At 59.1% G+C, this 14113-nt stretch carries 15 protein-coding genes; 11 read left to right on the plus strand and 4 right to left on the minus strand.

Annotated elements, in window-relative coordinates; translation table 11 throughout:
- Positions 1–29: 29 nt before the first annotated feature.
- Both HB780_RS18815 and HB780_RS18820 read left to right on the plus strand, forming a co-directional pair.
- Positions 30–1139 carry an alkene reductase gene (locus HB780_RS18815; protein ID WP_183694904.1) on the plus strand — a complete coding sequence of 370 codons (1110 nt, stop codon included), beginning with the start codon at positions 30–32 and terminating at the stop codon, positions 1137–1139.
- A gap of 82 nt (positions 1140–1221) precedes the next feature.
- On the plus strand, positions 1222–2025 hold the full coding sequence (locus HB780_RS18820; RefSeq protein WP_183697248.1) for an aminoglycoside phosphotransferase family protein: 804 nt from the start codon (positions 1222–1224) through the stop codon (positions 2023–2025).
- A gap of 9 nt (positions 2026–2034) precedes the next feature.
- On the opposite strand, the gene HB780_RS18825 is transcribed toward HB780_RS18820, so the two are convergent.
- A complete protein-coding gene (locus HB780_RS18825; RefSeq protein WP_183694907.1) occupies positions 2035–3009 on the minus strand; it encodes an NAD-dependent epimerase/dehydratase family protein in 975 nt (324 codons plus the stop codon).
- 91 nt (positions 3010–3100) lie between these two features.
- Here HB780_RS18825 and HB780_RS18830 point away from each other — a divergent pair, with 91 nt between their 5' ends.
- On the plus strand, positions 3101–3991 hold the full coding sequence (locus tag HB780_RS18830) for a LysR family transcriptional regulator (protein WP_183694926.1): 891 nt from the start codon (positions 3101–3103) through the stop codon (positions 3989–3991).
- Here HB780_RS18830 and HB780_RS18835 read toward each other — a convergent pair.
- The gene (locus HB780_RS18835; RefSeq protein ID WP_183694928.1) at positions 3988–4269 is read right to left on the minus strand and encodes a DUF2188 domain-containing protein; all 282 of its coding nucleotides are present in this window, start codon (positions 4267–4269) and stop codon (positions 3988–3990) included. The genes HB780_RS18830 and HB780_RS18835 overlap by 4 nt on opposite strands.
- A 234-nt stretch (positions 4270–4503) precedes the next feature.
- Between HB780_RS18835 and HB780_RS18840 the strand changes: the two genes are divergently transcribed.
- Positions 4504–5601 (plus strand): calcium:cation antiporter, encoded by a 1098-nt coding sequence (locus HB780_RS18840; protein WP_183694930.1) that lies wholly within the window; start codon positions 4504–4506, stop codon positions 5599–5601.
- A gap of 148 nt (positions 5602–5749) precedes the next feature.
- Here HB780_RS18840 and HB780_RS18845 read toward each other — a convergent pair whose 3' ends face one another.
- The gene (locus HB780_RS18845; RefSeq protein ID WP_183694932.1) at positions 5750–6952 is read right to left on the minus strand and encodes a pyridoxal phosphate-dependent aminotransferase; all 1203 of its coding nucleotides are present in this window, start codon (positions 6950–6952) and stop codon (positions 5750–5752) included.
- A gap of 578 nt (positions 6953–7530) precedes the next feature.
- Here HB780_RS18845 and HB780_RS18850 point away from each other — a divergent pair.
- The 4 genes from HB780_RS18850 to HB780_RS18865 all read left to right on the plus strand — a co-directional run bounded on the left by HB780_RS18850 (position 7531) and on the right by HB780_RS18865 (position 10959).
- Positions 7531–8676, plus strand: a complete 1146-nt coding sequence (locus HB780_RS18850) for a PQQ-dependent sugar dehydrogenase (RefSeq protein ID WP_183694935.1) — start codon at positions 7531–7533, stop codon at positions 8674–8676.
- A gap of 107 nt (positions 8677–8783) precedes the next feature.
- Positions 8784–9674 carry a DMT family transporter gene (locus HB780_RS18855; RefSeq protein ID WP_183694936.1) on the plus strand — a complete coding sequence of 297 codons (891 nt, stop codon included), beginning with the start codon at positions 8784–8786 and terminating at the stop codon, positions 9672–9674.
- Positions 9675–10170: 496 nt separating this feature from the next.
- On the plus strand, positions 10171–10386 hold the full coding sequence (locus HB780_RS18860) for a cold-shock protein (protein ID WP_047456251.1): 216 nt from the start codon (positions 10171–10173) through the stop codon (positions 10384–10386).
- 147 nt (positions 10387–10533) lie between these two features.
- Positions 10534–10959 (plus strand): BA14K family protein, encoded by a 426-nt coding sequence (locus tag HB780_RS18865; RefSeq protein WP_183694938.1) that lies wholly within the window; start codon positions 10534–10536, stop codon positions 10957–10959.
- 60 nt (positions 10960–11019) lie between these two features.
- Here the strand turns inward: HB780_RS18865 and HB780_RS18870 are convergent, their stop codons facing one another.
- The gene (locus tag HB780_RS18870; protein ID WP_183694940.1) at positions 11020–11664 is read right to left on the minus strand and encodes an MBL fold metallo-hydrolase; all 645 of its coding nucleotides are present in this window, start codon (positions 11662–11664) and stop codon (positions 11020–11022) included.
- A gap of 403 nt (positions 11665–12067) precedes the next feature.
- Here HB780_RS18870 and HB780_RS18875 point away from each other — a divergent pair, with 403 nt between their 5' ends.
- The 3 genes from HB780_RS18875 (at position 12068) to HB780_RS18885 (ending at position 14108) form a co-directional block, all read left to right on the plus strand.
- The gene (locus HB780_RS18875; RefSeq protein ID WP_183694942.1) at positions 12068–12328 is read left to right on the plus strand and encodes a hypothetical protein; all 261 of its coding nucleotides are present in this window, start codon (positions 12068–12070) and stop codon (positions 12326–12328) included.
- Between the two features lie 512 nt (positions 12329–12840).
- Complete coding sequence (locus tag HB780_RS18880) at positions 12841–13317, plus strand: MarR family winged helix-turn-helix transcriptional regulator (RefSeq protein WP_183694944.1); 477 nt, start codon at positions 12841–12843, stop codon at positions 13315–13317.
- Between the two features lie 89 nt (positions 13318–13406).
- Positions 13407–14108 (plus strand): response regulator, encoded by a 702-nt coding sequence (locus HB780_RS18885; protein ID WP_183694946.1) that lies wholly within the window; start codon positions 13407–13409, stop codon positions 14106–14108.
- Positions 14109–14113: the final 5 nt, after the last annotated feature.

The following is a 14113-nucleotide window of genomic DNA, read 5'->3' on the forward strand; positions in this document are numbered from 1 at the left end:
CCAACAATCCGCATAGCAAAGGACCCCCAATGACCAAACTCTTCGAACCGACAAAGCTTGGCGATATCTCCATCGCCAACCGCATCGTGATGGCACCGCTGACGCGCAACCGCTCTCCCAATGCAGTTCCGAACGATCTGAACGTCAAATATTACGCCCAGCGCGCTACGGCAGGCCTGATCATCACCGAAGCGACCGCCATCACCCATCAGGGCCAGGGCTATGCCGACGTGCCCGGTCTCTACAGCAAGGAAGCCCTCGACGGCTGGAAGAAAGTGACCGACGCCGTGCATGCCAATGGCGGCAAGATTGTCGTGCAGATGTGGCATGTGGGCCGCATCTCCCACACCAGCCTGCAGCCGAACGACGGCAAGCCGGTATCCTCCACCTCCAGGGCTGCCCAGGCCAAGACCTATCTCGTCCACAATGACGGCACCAGCGGCTTTGCAGATACCTCCGAGCCACGCGCACTTGAAGCCGCAGAGATTCCGGGGATCGTCGAAGACTATCGCAAGGCCGCCCGCGCCGCGATCGACGCCGGCTTCGACGGCGTCGAAATCCATGCCGCCAACGGTTATCTCATCGACCAGTTCCTGCGCGCCGACGTCAACGACCGCACTGACGAATATGGCGGCTCCATCGAAAACCGAGCTCGCCTCCTCTTCGCGGCGGTTGACGCCGTGACCAAGGAAATTGGCGCCGGTCGCACCGCAATCCGCATCTCGCCGGTCACGCCATCGAACGATGCCAGCGACCCGCAGCCAGAGGCACTCTTCACCTACGTCATCGAGCGTCTGGCGAAATATGATCTCGCCTATATCCACGTCGTCGAAGGCCAGACCGGTGGCGCACGCGACTTCCTGCCCTTCGATTATGATGCCCTGCACGCTGCCTATAAGGCTGCGGGCGGTAAGGCCGGCTGGATGCTCAACAACGGTTACGACCGCCAGATGGCGATCGAAGCGGTCGACAGCGGCCGGGCCGATGTCGTCGCCTTCGGCAAGCCCTTCATCTCCAACCCGGATCTGGTCCGGCGTCTGAAGGAGAATGCCCCGCTCAACACCCTCGACCAGGCAACGCTCTATGGCGGCGGTGGAAAGGGCTACGCGGACTATCCGACCCTGGACGAAGTGGCGTAACGCCGACAAGCTCCGGTATGACGCAGAAACCCCGTCGGAAGGCGGGGTTTCTTTTTGGACGATGAACGCTAAAGTCGCAGGCATGTTCGAACCCTACATCGACCGTTGGTCGCTCATCGCCTATGGCAAGCCCATCATCACCCATTCCAGCAATCTCCTGCCGGTCATCTGGCGCGATAAGCCGGCCATGTTGAAGGTCGCGCTCAACATCGATGAGAAATTCGGCAATCGGGTCTTGCGCTGGTGGGACGGCGATGGGGCTGCTTACGTCTATCAACATGATGAAAACGCGGCACTTCTCGAGCGGGCAACCGGACCGGGCTCGCTGCTGACAATGGCCATGAACGGCGACGATGACGAGGCAAGCCGGATCATGTGCCGCACGGCGGCGAAGCTGCACGCGCCACGGCTGGCGGAATTGCCAGCCGATCTCGTTCCGCTTGACCGCTGGTTCCACGAGTTGGAGCCGGCCGCGCGCGCCCATGGCGGCATGCTGGCCACCTGCGCTGAGGTTGCCCACGGTCTGCTAGCAGATCAGCGGGATCTTACCGTGCTCCACGGCGATATCCACCACGAGAACATCCTGGATTTCGGCCCTCGCGGTTGGCTCGCTATCGACCCGAAGCGCGTCTACGGCGAGCGTGGCTATGACTTCGCCAACACCTTCTGTAATCCAGAACTACCGATCGTCGTCGCTCCGGGCCGCTTACAGCGGCAATTGCCGATCGTCTGCGCCGAGACGGCACTGGAGCCGAAGCGATTGCTGCGGTGGATCATCGCTTATGCCGGCCTTTCCGCCACCTGGTTCCTCAGCGACGGCGACACAAAGAATGCGGAGTCGGATTTTACCGTCGCCCGGATCGCACTTGCCGAACTCCAGACCTGACGGCGCGTCTTATCGCGCCGGCAAGCAGCCGATTCCCACCAGACTTGCTTTCATCGCCACATCGATCGGGGTATGCGGCTCTTCACCGAGCACTGCCACGAGCTTGTCGTTTCTCATCTGCAACGGCACGTTCCAGAGATAACGCATCTCGCGCAGTTCCTTCATGAGCGGCACAAAGGGTGCGGCAAGCGGCAGCACCCACCACGGAAAAGCCTTCACTTTCACTTTATGCTCTACTGCGCGCTCGATCGCCCCAATCATCTGCCGGCCATCACCGTCCCAATGGCCGCGCATGTGATAGACCGCGAAGGCGGGAAGTGCATCGCCCTTCTCGATCAGCCGGATTATCGTCTCCGCGACATCCGGCAGATAGGCCCATTGATGGCCGATACCCGCCCTCCCCGGATAGCTCACCGACGTCACCGGCTTGCCAGGCTTCACAATGGCCTGCGACAGCCAGCCGTTAGCGCCATGGTGGCCAAAGAAATCGCCGGCGCGAACAATGATGATCGGCGTCCCACTCTCCGCCGCCGCCTTCAGACGACGCTCCATTTCAACGCGGATCGCCCCCTTGCGCGTCCGGGGACGCTGCGGGCTGTCCTCGGTCACGTCGGGAAAGACATCAGGCCCGAAATTATAGACCGTACCTGGCAGAACGATCCGCGCTCCGACCGCCCTCGCCGCCGCGATTGTACTGTCGAGCATCGGCAGCACCAGTTGCCCCCAATTGCGGTATCCGGGTGGGTTGACGGCGTGCACGATCAGATCCGCACCTTCCGCCGCCCTCAGCACATCGCTTGCCTGCATCGCATCGCCCTGCACCCAGTCGAAACCAGGTTCACGACGCGCGGCCTCGGCTGCATTACGATTTAGCGCCCGGATGCGCCAGCCGCGCGCGGCAAGTCCGCGGGCAACCGCGCCGCCGATGCCGCCCGTGGCACCCATTACGAGCGCGGTCTTTCCATTCTCCATCTGCTCAGTCATCGCCATCTCCATCACTTTGATGATGTGACTATGCCGCACGATCCAGATAAACGAAATTGCCGAAAAATCTGCATATGATATACAAAAATTTATGAAAACATCGGAACCGAGCTGGGATTTCTACCGTACCTTCCTCGCCGTGCTGCAGCATGGCTCGCTGTCGGCCGCCGCCCGGGAACTTGGCCTCACTCAGCCGACCATCGGTCGCCATATCGACGCACTGGAAGAAGCCGTCGGCGCCGAACTATTCACCCGATCGCAGCAAGGCCTTCTACCGACCGATGCGGCGCTCACCCTAAAGCCCTATGCGGAAACGCTGGCCAGCACCGCCGCCGCTCTTCTGCGTGCTGCCTCCGGTTCCCGCAACAGCGTCACCGGCACAGTCCGCATCAGCGCCAGCGAGGTTATCGGCGTGGAAGTTCTGCCGCCGATCCTGGCCGAACTGCAAACAGCATATCCCGACCTCACCATCGAGCTATCCGCCTCTGATACCGTGGAAGACCTGTTGCAGCGCGAGGCTGATATCGCTGTGCGCATGGTAGCGCCTGCGCAGGACGCGCTGCTGGCGCGTCATGTCGGCTCCATTCCCCTGGGCTTCTTCGCACATAGAAATTATCTGGACCGATATGGCGAACCCAAGAGCATCGGCGAACTTCATCAGCACAGGCTGATCGGCTTCGACCGCCAGACCGCTTACATCCGCGCCATGATGAAGCGCTATCCCCTGCTCGACGGCATCTCCTTCGCCTTCAAGTCGGATCATAGCATCGCCCTGCACAACGCCTTGCGCGCTGGCATCGGCATCAGCTTCTATCAGGTACCGCTTGCAAAAAGGGATGGGGAGCTTGTCCGGCTGTTGCCCGAGATCGAACTGCCGCTCGACACCTGGGTCGCCATGCATGAAAATCTCAAGACATCACCGCGGTGCCGCGTGACGTTCGACGCGCTGGTGGCGGGGTTGCAGGACTACGTTCGAAACTAGGCGCCGGGCGCCGTATCAACCGGCGGGAAATGCGCCTTGCCGTCGACCACTTCCGTTTCCGGGCGATCGCCGCCGTCGGCATATTCCTCGTGCCACTTGCCCCTTTCATCCTGCCAACTGATCTCGGCTGAATCGCCACCGATCTGCTGTTCGGCCGCTACGATTCTGGCTGCCTCCACGGCTTCAGAGTGCGTCGGAAATGCCTCGGAATAGGCGCCACCGAGACGATACGCCCATCCGCCATCATGCGGCACGACTTCATAAGTGACTTTGACCATGCATAGCCTCCCTTTCAATCTGCCAAGACTTTGAGGTCCGGGTGCCACCCGGCGGGAACGCGGTCCGTCTGAGACGTTTTTGCAAGGATGCCGCGATGTAGCATTGGGCAGACCTATGCATACAGTATTCCATCAAACGGCGCTGACTGCAAATTTTGTCATCCCAACACATGCTTGATGTGAGAAATCATTGGTTTAGACTGCGAACGTGAATCGGCGCGAGAGGTGGGGAACTTGACAATATCGAACTGGCTGAAGCAGGAAAAATTCCTGATCATCGCATTAGCAATCGCGGTGGTTGCCTATCTCTGCGAACATTCCGTGCTGGAGATGGGGCGCGCAGCATCGATGTTGGCAGCCGTGGCATTGATCGCCACCATCATACTTGTCTCGATGCGCGTTGCCCATCATGCCGAAATCCTCGCCACGAAAGTCGGCGACCCCTACGGCACAATGATCCTGACGCTATCGGCCGTCGCGGTCGAAGTCATCATGCTGGCAATCCTGATGGGTGGTGAAAGCTCGCCGACGCTGGTGCGCGACACCATCTATTCCGCCGTCATGCTCGATATCAACGGCATCATCGGTCTTGCCGCGCTGATCGGCGGGCTGAAGCACGGCGAGCAAGCCTATAATGACGACTCCAGCAAATCCTATGGCGTGATGATCCTGACGGCCATGGGCATATCGATGATCGTGCCGGAATTCATCCCCGAGGTGAAATGGCACTATTATTCCGCCTTCACCATTGTTGCGATGGTTGCGCTCTACGCGCTCTTCCTGCGCATGCAGGTCGGCAAGCACAGCTATTTCTTCAGCTACAGCTATCCGCGCATCGAGAAACAGCACGGGGCAGAGGAAGACCATCACGGCGAGGAATCGACGATAAACTCCATCGTCACGATCCTGATCGGCGTCGTGCTGATCGGCGGCCTTGCCGAGTTCATGTCCGCCTTCATGGATGTCGGCCTCAAGAACAGCGGTGCGCCACCCGCAATCGCGGCGATCGTCGTCGCCACCATTTCCGCTGCCCCGGAAATCCTGACGGCGCTGCGTTCGGCACTGCGCAACCGCATGCAGGCGACGATCAACATCGCCATGGGCGCTTCGCTATCGACCGTCATCCTGACAGTGCCGGTCATGGAGGGAATCGCGCTCTACACCGGCCAGCCCTTCATCATGGCCATGACGCCGGTGCAGACCGTGATGATCATGATCACCCTCATCGCAGCAGCCATCAACCTCAACGACGGCGAGACGAACGCGATCGAAGGCATGACCCATTTCATCCTCTTCGCCACCTTTATCATGCTGACGGTACTGGGGCTTTGAGTCTGATTTCAGCGACTTAGAACGAAGAGCGGAATCGGATTGAGAGAGACTAGAATCAAGTGATGAAGTAGCACCGCTTCCGAAGCAGATAAACGCAAGAAGCCCGCCATCACTGACGGGCTTCTTTCAATTCGCTTGAGCAAGTTGCTTACTTGCAGGCGCCGCAGAAGCGCTGGATACGGCGGCAAGCTTCCTCGAGAAGCTCTTCCGAGGTCGCGTAGGAGATGCGGAAGTTCGGGCCGAGACCGAAGGCGGAGCCGTGGACGACGGCCACGCCTTCCGATTCCAGCAGTTCCGACACGAAGTCTTCGTCCGTCTCGATGACCTTGCCGGTCGGAGCCGTCTTGCCGATCAGGCCGGCGCAGGACGGATAGACGTAGAAAGCGCCTTCCGGCACCGGGCAGGAAATGCCCTTCGCCTGGTTCAGCATCGACACGACGAGATCGCGGCGGCCTTCGAAGATCTTCTTGTTGCGCGGAATGAAATCCTGCGGACCGTTCAGCGCTTCGACGGCAGCCCACTGCGCGATGGAGGTCGCGCCCGAGGTCTGCTGACCCTGGATCATGTCCATCGCCTTGATGAGCACCAGCGGTCCGGCGGCATAGCCGATACGCCAGCCGGTCATGGCATAGGCCTTCGAAACGCCGTTCATCGTCAGCGTCCGGTCATAGAGGCTGGGCTCGACTTCGACCGGCGTGGCGAATTTGAAGTCGCCATAGGTCAGGTGCTCATACATGTCGTCCGTCAGGATCCAGACATGCGGATGCTTGACCAGCACGTCCGTCAGCGCCTTCAGTTCGGCATGCGTATAGGCAGCACCCGACGGGTTCGACGGCGAGTTGAACATGAACCACTTGGTCTTCGGCGTGATCGCCTTTTCGAGATCCGCAGGCTGGAGCTTGAAGCCGTTGGCCTGCGTCGTCTCGACGAAAACCGGGGTGCCACCGCACAGCGCCACCATTTCCGGGTAGGATACCCAGTATGGCGTCGGGATAATGACTTCATCGCCGGGGTTCAGCGTCGCCATGAAGGCGTTGAACAGGATCTGCTTGCCGCCCGTGCCGACGATGGTCTGCTCGGGAGCGTAGTCGAGATTGTTCTCGCGCTTGAACTTGGCGGCGATCGCCTTGCGCAGCTCGGGGATGCCAGCAACCGGCGTGTACTTCGTCTCGCCGCGATTAATCGCGTCGATGGCGGCCACCTTGATATTGTCCGGCGTGTCGAAATCAGGCTCACCGGCACCGAGGCCGATCACGTCGCGTCCTTTTGCTTTCAACTCGCGCGCTTTCTGGGAAACGGCGATAGTGGCAGAAGGCTTTACACGGGAAAGGGCGTCGGCAAGAAAGGCCATGATGATCGGTCCTATTCGGTTGAAATGGGCAGAAAGCCTGTGGACCAGATTTCTGCGCTAAGCTCTATGTCGAATGTGGGCCGCCGTTTCAAGTGGAAAGGCGTCACCGTGACGTTATTTAGCGCGCGCGTAGACGGCGCGCCACACGTTGTCGTTCGGCTGTTATACGCACGCCGCTTCCCAAAGCGAAGTAACGCCACACGCCCGACTGAAAAGAGCAGCCAAAAGCCCGCAGACGCACGCGTTCAGTTCAGCGGCTGAATCAGCTTGTGAAGAACCTGATTCAATCTCTCAACTCGGTCGAAATATCTCATTAATATCAGGCATATCGCTATATATCTCAACCGCCATAAATTAGCATGCCGAAATGCTTTTTCGGCGTCTCGTTCGAACCAGCGGCAACCTACATTCCACACTCCTGTCGCGCAATCATAACCGCCGACGCGCGAAGTCGCCGTGTTTCGAGAAGACATCGTCTCGACGGACACAATGACGTTATCGACACCCTGGCGCGCTTGAACCGCAATCCGCCTACCCCACGTTGCGTAAGCTATCCTTGCTACGGAGGAAATGGAACGATGCGTCTTCACGGAACAGGATTTTCCATAGCGCTTGCGGCATCTGCTTTGCTCGCGGCAAGTACTGCCCTCGCCGATCCGGCCAAGACGGTCAACACGCTGAAGGTTGCCGTGAAGATCGAAACCATCGCAAGCGAGCTCGATCACCCATGGGCCGTGGAGGCGCTGCCCGACGGCGCCTATCTCGTGACGGAACGACCGGGACACATGCGCATCGTCCGCAACGGCAAGCTGTCCGATCCCATCGCCGGAGTGCCCGAGGTCCATACCCGTGGCCAGGGCGGGCTGCTTGACGTCGCCCTCGATCCGAAATTTGCGAGCAACCGCACCATCTTCTTCACCGCCTCCATCGCCGAGGACGGCGGCAGCGGCACGGCCGTCTTTCGAGCCGCCCTGTCGCCGGACGAACGGCGGCTGACCGATTTGAAGCGCATCTTCCTGATGAACAAGCTCTCGTCCGGTAATATCCAATACGGCTCACGCATCGCCATTGCCAGGGATGGCAGCCTCTTCGTCGGGCTCGGCGACCGCGGCGAACAGGATCGTGCGCAGGATTTCCATGAAGACGCCGGCTCGATCATCCACATCACGGCCGATGGCAGCATACCCGCCGACAATCCCTTCAAGGACGGCGCCAAGGCCCAACCGGAGATCTGGTCCAAGGGCCACCGCAATCCCCAGGGCATCACCTTCGATACCGCCGACGGCAAACTCTATACGGCCGAGCACGGCGCCAGAGGTGGCGACGAGATCAACGCGCCCGAACCGGGCAGAAACTATGGCTGGCCGGTCATTTCCTACGGACGCAATTATTCCGGCACCAAGATCGGGATCGGCACGGCGAAGGAAGGAATGGAGCAACCGATCTTCTATTGGGATCCGTCGATCGCGCCTGGCGGCATCGCCGTCTATCGCGGCAAGATGTTTCCGGAATGGAACGGCGACCTTCTGGTCACGGCGCTGAAATTTAAGCTTCTCTCGCGCCTGGATCGCGACGGCCGTGGCAAGGTAGTCGAGCAGGAACGCTTGTTCGAAGGCGATTTCGGCCGCCTGCGCGATATCGTCGTCGCACCGGATGGGGCACTGCTGATCACCACCGATGAGGATGACGGCGCATTGCTGCGCGTCTCGAGGGCAACGAACTAGCAACGGGATTTGCCGCTGGCAGTCAGCCTTCACCTCTTGCCCCGGAAAAAAGCAGCTGATAACGCACCATCATCTTCCTTCCTTTGCCCCTCTCCCGCAGGATGTCGATGACTCGCATACAGGCGAATTTGGTATTGTTGCTGGCTGCCGCCATCTGGGGCGGCGGCTTCGTCGCGCAGTCGACGGCGATGAAGGCGATCGGTCCGTTCTGGTTCATCGGCCTGCGCTTTGCCGTCGCCACCATCGTCGTCCTGCCCTTTGTCTGGATGGAAAACCGCAAGGCCGAGAAACCACTCACGCGCAGCAATTGGCTATCCTTCCTCTGCATCGGTATTGCGCTCTTCGGCGGCGCGGCAACGCAGCAGCTCGGGCTCCTGACGACCACCGTGACCAATTCCAGCTTCATCACCGGCCTTTACGTCGTCTTCGTACCGCTGATCGCCGTCGTGTTTTTGCGCCGGCAGCCGCACTGGATCATCTGGCCGGCAGCGTTAACGGCGTTGAGCGGCATCTATCTGCTGTCCGGCGGTTCTCTGTCCCGGCTTACGTCCGGCGATTTCCTGACCGTCGTCTGCGCCGTCTTCTGGGCTGTGCAAATCACCCTCGCCGGCTCGTCTGTTCGTGAAACCGGTCGGCCTCTTGGTATTTCCGCCGCACAATTCGCCATCACGGCTATCCTTGCCCTCATCGTCGCCGCAGTGGCCGAACCAATCAGCTTTGCCGCCATCGGGGCGGCGCTCGGCGAGATCCTCTATGTCGGGATATTCTCGTCCGGACTTGCATTTGCACTGCAGATTATCGGGCAGCGCTATACCAGCGCCCCGCAGGCGGCGATCATCCTCTCTTCTGAGGCATTGTTCGGCGCTTCGCTTGGCGCACTGCTGCTCGGTGAAACCATGGGACCGCTCGGCTATGCCGGTTGCGCCCTGATGTTCACTGCGATGCTAGCGGTGGAATTGGTGCCCGAACTCACCCGACGGCGCAGCGTCGCAGTGTAAAAAAGCTACGAAAAATGCCCGCTATGGCTGTTCCCAGTCGCCTTCACTAACTTTTTTAAATGATCCGAAAGACGGATTTCGAGGGCACCATTTGGGAAAATTTCACCAAACTTATATCGCAAACGATACAAAAGCCTTGGAAATCCATTTCCCGCGAGGGAAAACTTGCGAATCGCCCTAACGCAGGCCCAATATGGCAATACGTCCCTTTTAAGACGTAAAAAACTTTTGCTTGCCAATTCCCGATAAACACAGCACTCTCAATGGTGTTCGGGCATTTTTAGAGCATGGGAAGTCCTTAAGAAAGTGCGCGCCGGGAACGCTAATATTCCGGTCAGCCTGGCTGAGAATCGATACGCGGATATCGCTTCATGGCCACGCCGAGGTATAGGGGACCTTTTCCTTCAAATTGCGAGAACTGCCTGCGAGCGCCCGCAAGGGCAATACAGCAATGCTGCCCGTGTGGATGGTGGGCAGAGAGAAAAGGACCTGACGCATGGCCGAGACTGGCACTGTAAAGTTTTTTAATACCGATAAGGGCTTCGGTTTCATTAAACCGGACAAGGGTGGCGCGGACATCTTTGTACACATCTCAGCAGTACAGGCTTCTGGCCTGTCAGGATTGTCGGAAAACCAGAAGGTAAGCTTCGACACGGAACCGGATCGCCGCGGCAAGGGACCGAAGGCTGTCAATCTCCAGATTGACGGCTAAAACGCCCTACGGCTACCATTCGAGTTGAGGCCCGGCAGAGATGCCGGGTTTTGTCGTTCAGTCTGTATTCAGTTAGCCGTGCCTAGTTTATCCCCCATGCAAGATTGGGAACAACGGTGTTTTCGTTCCCGTTCAGAGGATAGACGAATGAACATGCTCGGCAAAACCCTCCTTATGTCCGCTATGGCTGCAACGCTGACGCTGACATCCATGTCGGCTGCTTCGGCTGATGATCGCTGGCATCACCGCGACGGCTGGGTACTGGGTGGCGCCGCAGGCCTTGCCACCGGCCTGATCGTCGGCTCCGCTATCGCCAGCCAGCCACGCTATGCCGAACCCGCGCCGGTTTATGTCGATCCCGACTACGACGCACCGCCCCCGCCTTATTACTATCGCGCACCGCCGCGCCGCGTCTATGTCGAGCGCGATGTCAGCTACTACGCTCCGCCGACCGTAGGCCTGCGTCCCTGGTCGTCCCAATGGATGCGCTATTGCTATGATCGCTACAGGAGCTTTGACGGTCGCAGCGGCACCTATGTCGGCTATGACGGCATGCGTCACTTCTGCAACTGATCGACGTATCAGCCAATGTCACAATACGAAGCGCCGCCTCCCGCGGCGCTTTTTTTGACCCTAAAGCCCGCGCAGGAAGGGGTTGGTCCGCCGTTCCTCGCCGATCTGGCCGCCGGGACCATGACCGCAGATGAAGCCGACATCGTCGCCCAGCGGAAACACCTTGTCACGGATCGAGTCCAGCAGTTGCTGATGGTCGCCGCCCGGAAGGTCGGTGCGGCCGATCGAGCCATTGAACAGCACATCGCCGAGGTGGGCGAACTTCTGCTTCCTGTTGACATAGATGACATGGCCCGGCGCATGACCGGGGCAATGAAAGACCTCGAATTCGTGCTCGCCGAAGGACACCTTGTCGCCATCGCTAAGGAAGCGATCCGGCACGACATTGCGCACGCCCTCGATGTTGAACATCTTGCCCTTGGCCTCGATATCCTGCAGCAGCGCCAGGTCATCCTCATGCGGGCCGATCACTTCCAGGCCAAGCGCTTCGCGCACTTCGGCCGCGCCGCCAGCGTGATCAATGTGACCATGCGTCAGCCAGATCGCCTTCAGTGTGATGTTATTCTCACGCACCGTCTGCAGGATGAGATCGACATCGCCGCCGGGATCGACCACCACCCCTTCGTTCGTCTCCGGGTCGAACAGGATCGTGCAATTCTGTTCGAAAGGTGTCACCGGAATGATGCCGGCCTGGAGCATGCCCATGAAGCGCCTCGTCTGTTGAATGTCCGTTCTGCCGGTATAATCACAAACACCGGGCAAAACAGCCCCTTGCCCTGAAAATGCCCGGGCGAAAAAGCACGGCACGCCGGATCCCGACGGCGATCCGGATACAAGCCGCATCGTCTCCGTCTATCGCTGATTCGCATTGCGACGGGAGCAATATGTCCAAATCAAAGCCGGCCGTATGGCCGCCTCCCCTCCAGTACGGCTTTTCCCCCGAATTATTGCTAATTTCTCCCGCTTGAGTTGCCTTTCTATTTCCACCGGTCGATGCATGATGTAATCCTTATATAAATGAGGATTATCGCCACTCCCAAGGCTCGATCCGGGACGCGGCGCGACGGCATCCGGAAATGGCTTCCGGTACAATGGGAGAAGGCTGATCATGGAAAGTTTAGGGCCTATCATCACGCAACTGATTGCCGGCGCTATCGGCGGTAACGGGGCCAGCGCCGTTTTAAAGCAGGATGGGATCAATCTCGTTGCCAGAACGATTGCCGGCGCTGTCGGCGGTCTCGGCGGGGGCCTCATTCTCAACCTGATCGGCAGCGAAGCCCTGACCGGCTATATCGCACAGGGCCTCTCCTCACTGGTCGCCGGCGGCGTGCTCTCGGCAATCGTCGGCGCAGTGCTCGGTCGCAAGTAAGACGAGAATATCAGATCAAAGAAAGCCGGGCGGGGGAAAACCGCATCCGGCTTTCCTTGGTTACTCCACGATTTGCCCGACAGCGGCGGCAGTCGGGCAGCTTTTCATTATATGGCCGCTCATCGGGCTTTCGTTGATCGCCATCAACGTAAAGCGATGAAGCAACAGCGGCGGCTTGTGAATGTCGCCCCTTGGCGACACAAAGTTGGCGCCCATCCCTCTGCTATCTTGCTGCGATAGTCGAGTATGATCGTTGAATCGCCCCCAAACCAGTCGCATCTGGCCTCATGATTGTTGGTTGTTATTCCGACAGCCCTTTCTCCACAAAGTACGTGGGAAGAGATGAGACCTGTTGGAGTTTTGCCGAGCCCGGTCTAGTTTCCAGTTATGGCTATCCGTCCGGAGTGCAAAAGGTTGGCGAAACTTGCAGTGACGCAAAAATACGTCAATAAAGCTGACATATTTTTACGCAAGTTTCCCCCTTGCCCCAAAACAGGAAAGGAAATGCCAAGGTGACACGACAGGTGAACCCAAAAGCGGCAAAACCGGAGCTACTGGCAGCGCCGATGGAGAATGTCGGGATCATCGATTTCGAAATCATCGAGCTGCTTTTCTTTGCCTATCGCGACTTCGTATCCGATCCGGATCAAATCCTCGACAAGAGTGGGTTCGGGCGCGCGCATCACCGTGTCGTCCATTTCGTTAACCGCGAACCCGGCATGACGGTTGCGGACCTTTTGGAAACATTGAAGATCACAAAACAGAGTTTGGCGCGAGTCCTCAAACAATTGATCGATTCGGGTTATATTCGTCAGGTGGCCGGGCCTGAGGATCGTCGCCAGCGTAAGCTGTATCCGACGCAGGCCGGTCGCGATTTGGCGTTGGCGCTGGCGGAGCCGCAATCACGCCGTATTGAACGGGCATTCGAAGGCGCGTCCGACGCGACGCGCGAAAGCGTCAAACGGTTCCTGAGGGGAATGCAGGACTAAGACATGATCTCAAACCGGAGAACCGCGAAGCGCGGTTTGGGATAAGATCATCTCAATCAAATAGATAAAACAAGATCGAGACGGATTGAATGACGACAAAAACAGCAATTTCGGATGATGCGGCGCATCTCCTGGTCGTGGATGACGACACGCGTATCCGTGCCCTTCTCAACCGCTACCTCATGGAAAAGGGCTTCCGGGTGACGGTCGCCGCTGAGGGCGCCGAGGCCCGCCGCAAGCTCGAAGGCCTGGATTTCGACCTGATCATCATGGACGTGATGATGCCCGGCGAGTCCGGGATTACGCTGACGTCGAGCCTCCGCGCCATCAAGAACATCCCGATCATCATGCTGACCGCCCTTGCCGAAGCCGATGCACGCATCGCCGGATTGGAAGCTGGCGCCGACGATTATCTGCCGAAGCCTTTCGACCCGCGCGAACTCGTGCTGCGCATCAACAATATCCTCCGCCGCAATACGCCGGCCGACGCGCCGAAGATCGAACAGGTGATGTTCGGCCCCTATACCTTCTCGCTGACCCGCAAGGAGTTGAAGAGGGCCTCGGAGCTCATCCGCCTGACCGACCGGGAGCAGGAAATCATGCTGCTCTTTGCCAAGCGCGCCGGCGATACGATTCCACGCCACGAGCTGATCGGCAGCGATGCCGAAGTCGGCGAGCGCACCATCGACGTGCAGATCAACCGCCTGCGCCGCAAGATCGAGGACGACCCGGCCAACCCCATCTGGCTGCAGACGGTGCGTGGCATCGGCTACCGCCTGAGCATAGATTGATATCA

It is taken from the genome of Rhizobium lusitanum, assembly GCF_014189535.1.
GTDB classification, from domain to species: Bacteria; Pseudomonadota; Alphaproteobacteria; order Rhizobiales; family Rhizobiaceae; genus Rhizobium; species Rhizobium lusitanum_C.

Coding starts and splice junctions, on each gene's coding strand:
- HB780_RS18860 (WP_047456251.1), top strand. CDS start 10,171: ATGGCCGAGACTGGCACTGTAAAGTTTTTTAATACCGATAAGGGCTTC.
- HB780_RS18825 (WP_183694907.1), bottom strand. CDS start 3,009: ATGACTGAGCAGATGGAGAATGGAAAGACCGCGCTCGTAATGGGTGCC.
- HB780_RS18875 (WP_183694942.1), top strand. CDS start 12,068: ATGGAAAGTTTAGGGCCTATCATCACGCAACTGATTGCCGGCGCTATC.
- HB780_RS18870 (WP_183694940.1), bottom strand. CDS start 11,664: ATGGGCATGCTCCAGGCCGGCATCATTCCGGTGACACCTTTCGAACAG.
- HB780_RS18830 (WP_183694926.1), top strand. CDS start 3,101: ATGAAAACATCGGAACCGAGCTGGGATTTCTACCGTACCTTCCTCGCC.
- HB780_RS18865 (WP_183694938.1), top strand. CDS start 10,534: ATGAACATGCTCGGCAAAACCCTCCTTATGTCCGCTATGGCTGCAACG.
- HB780_RS18850 (WP_183694935.1), top strand. CDS start 7,531: ATGCGTCTTCACGGAACAGGATTTTCCATAGCGCTTGCGGCATCTGCT.
- HB780_RS18885 (WP_183694946.1), top strand. CDS start 13,407: ATGACGACAAAAACAGCAATTTCGGATGATGCGGCGCATCTCCTGGTC.
- HB780_RS18845 (WP_183694932.1), bottom strand. CDS start 6,952: ATGGCCTTTCTTGCCGACGCCCTTTCCCGTGTAAAGCCTTCTGCCACT.
- HB780_RS18815 (WP_183694904.1), top strand. CDS start 30: ATGACCAAACTCTTCGAACCGACAAAGCTTGGCGATATCTCCATCGCC.
- HB780_RS18820 (WP_183697248.1), top strand. CDS start 1,222: ATGTTCGAACCCTACATCGACCGTTGGTCGCTCATCGCCTATGGCAAG.
- HB780_RS18835 (WP_183694928.1), bottom strand. CDS start 4,269: ATGGTCAAAGTCACTTATGAAGTCGTGCCGCATGATGGCGGATGGGCG.
- HB780_RS18855 (WP_183694936.1), top strand. CDS start 8,784: ATGACTCGCATACAGGCGAATTTGGTATTGTTGCTGGCTGCCGCCATC.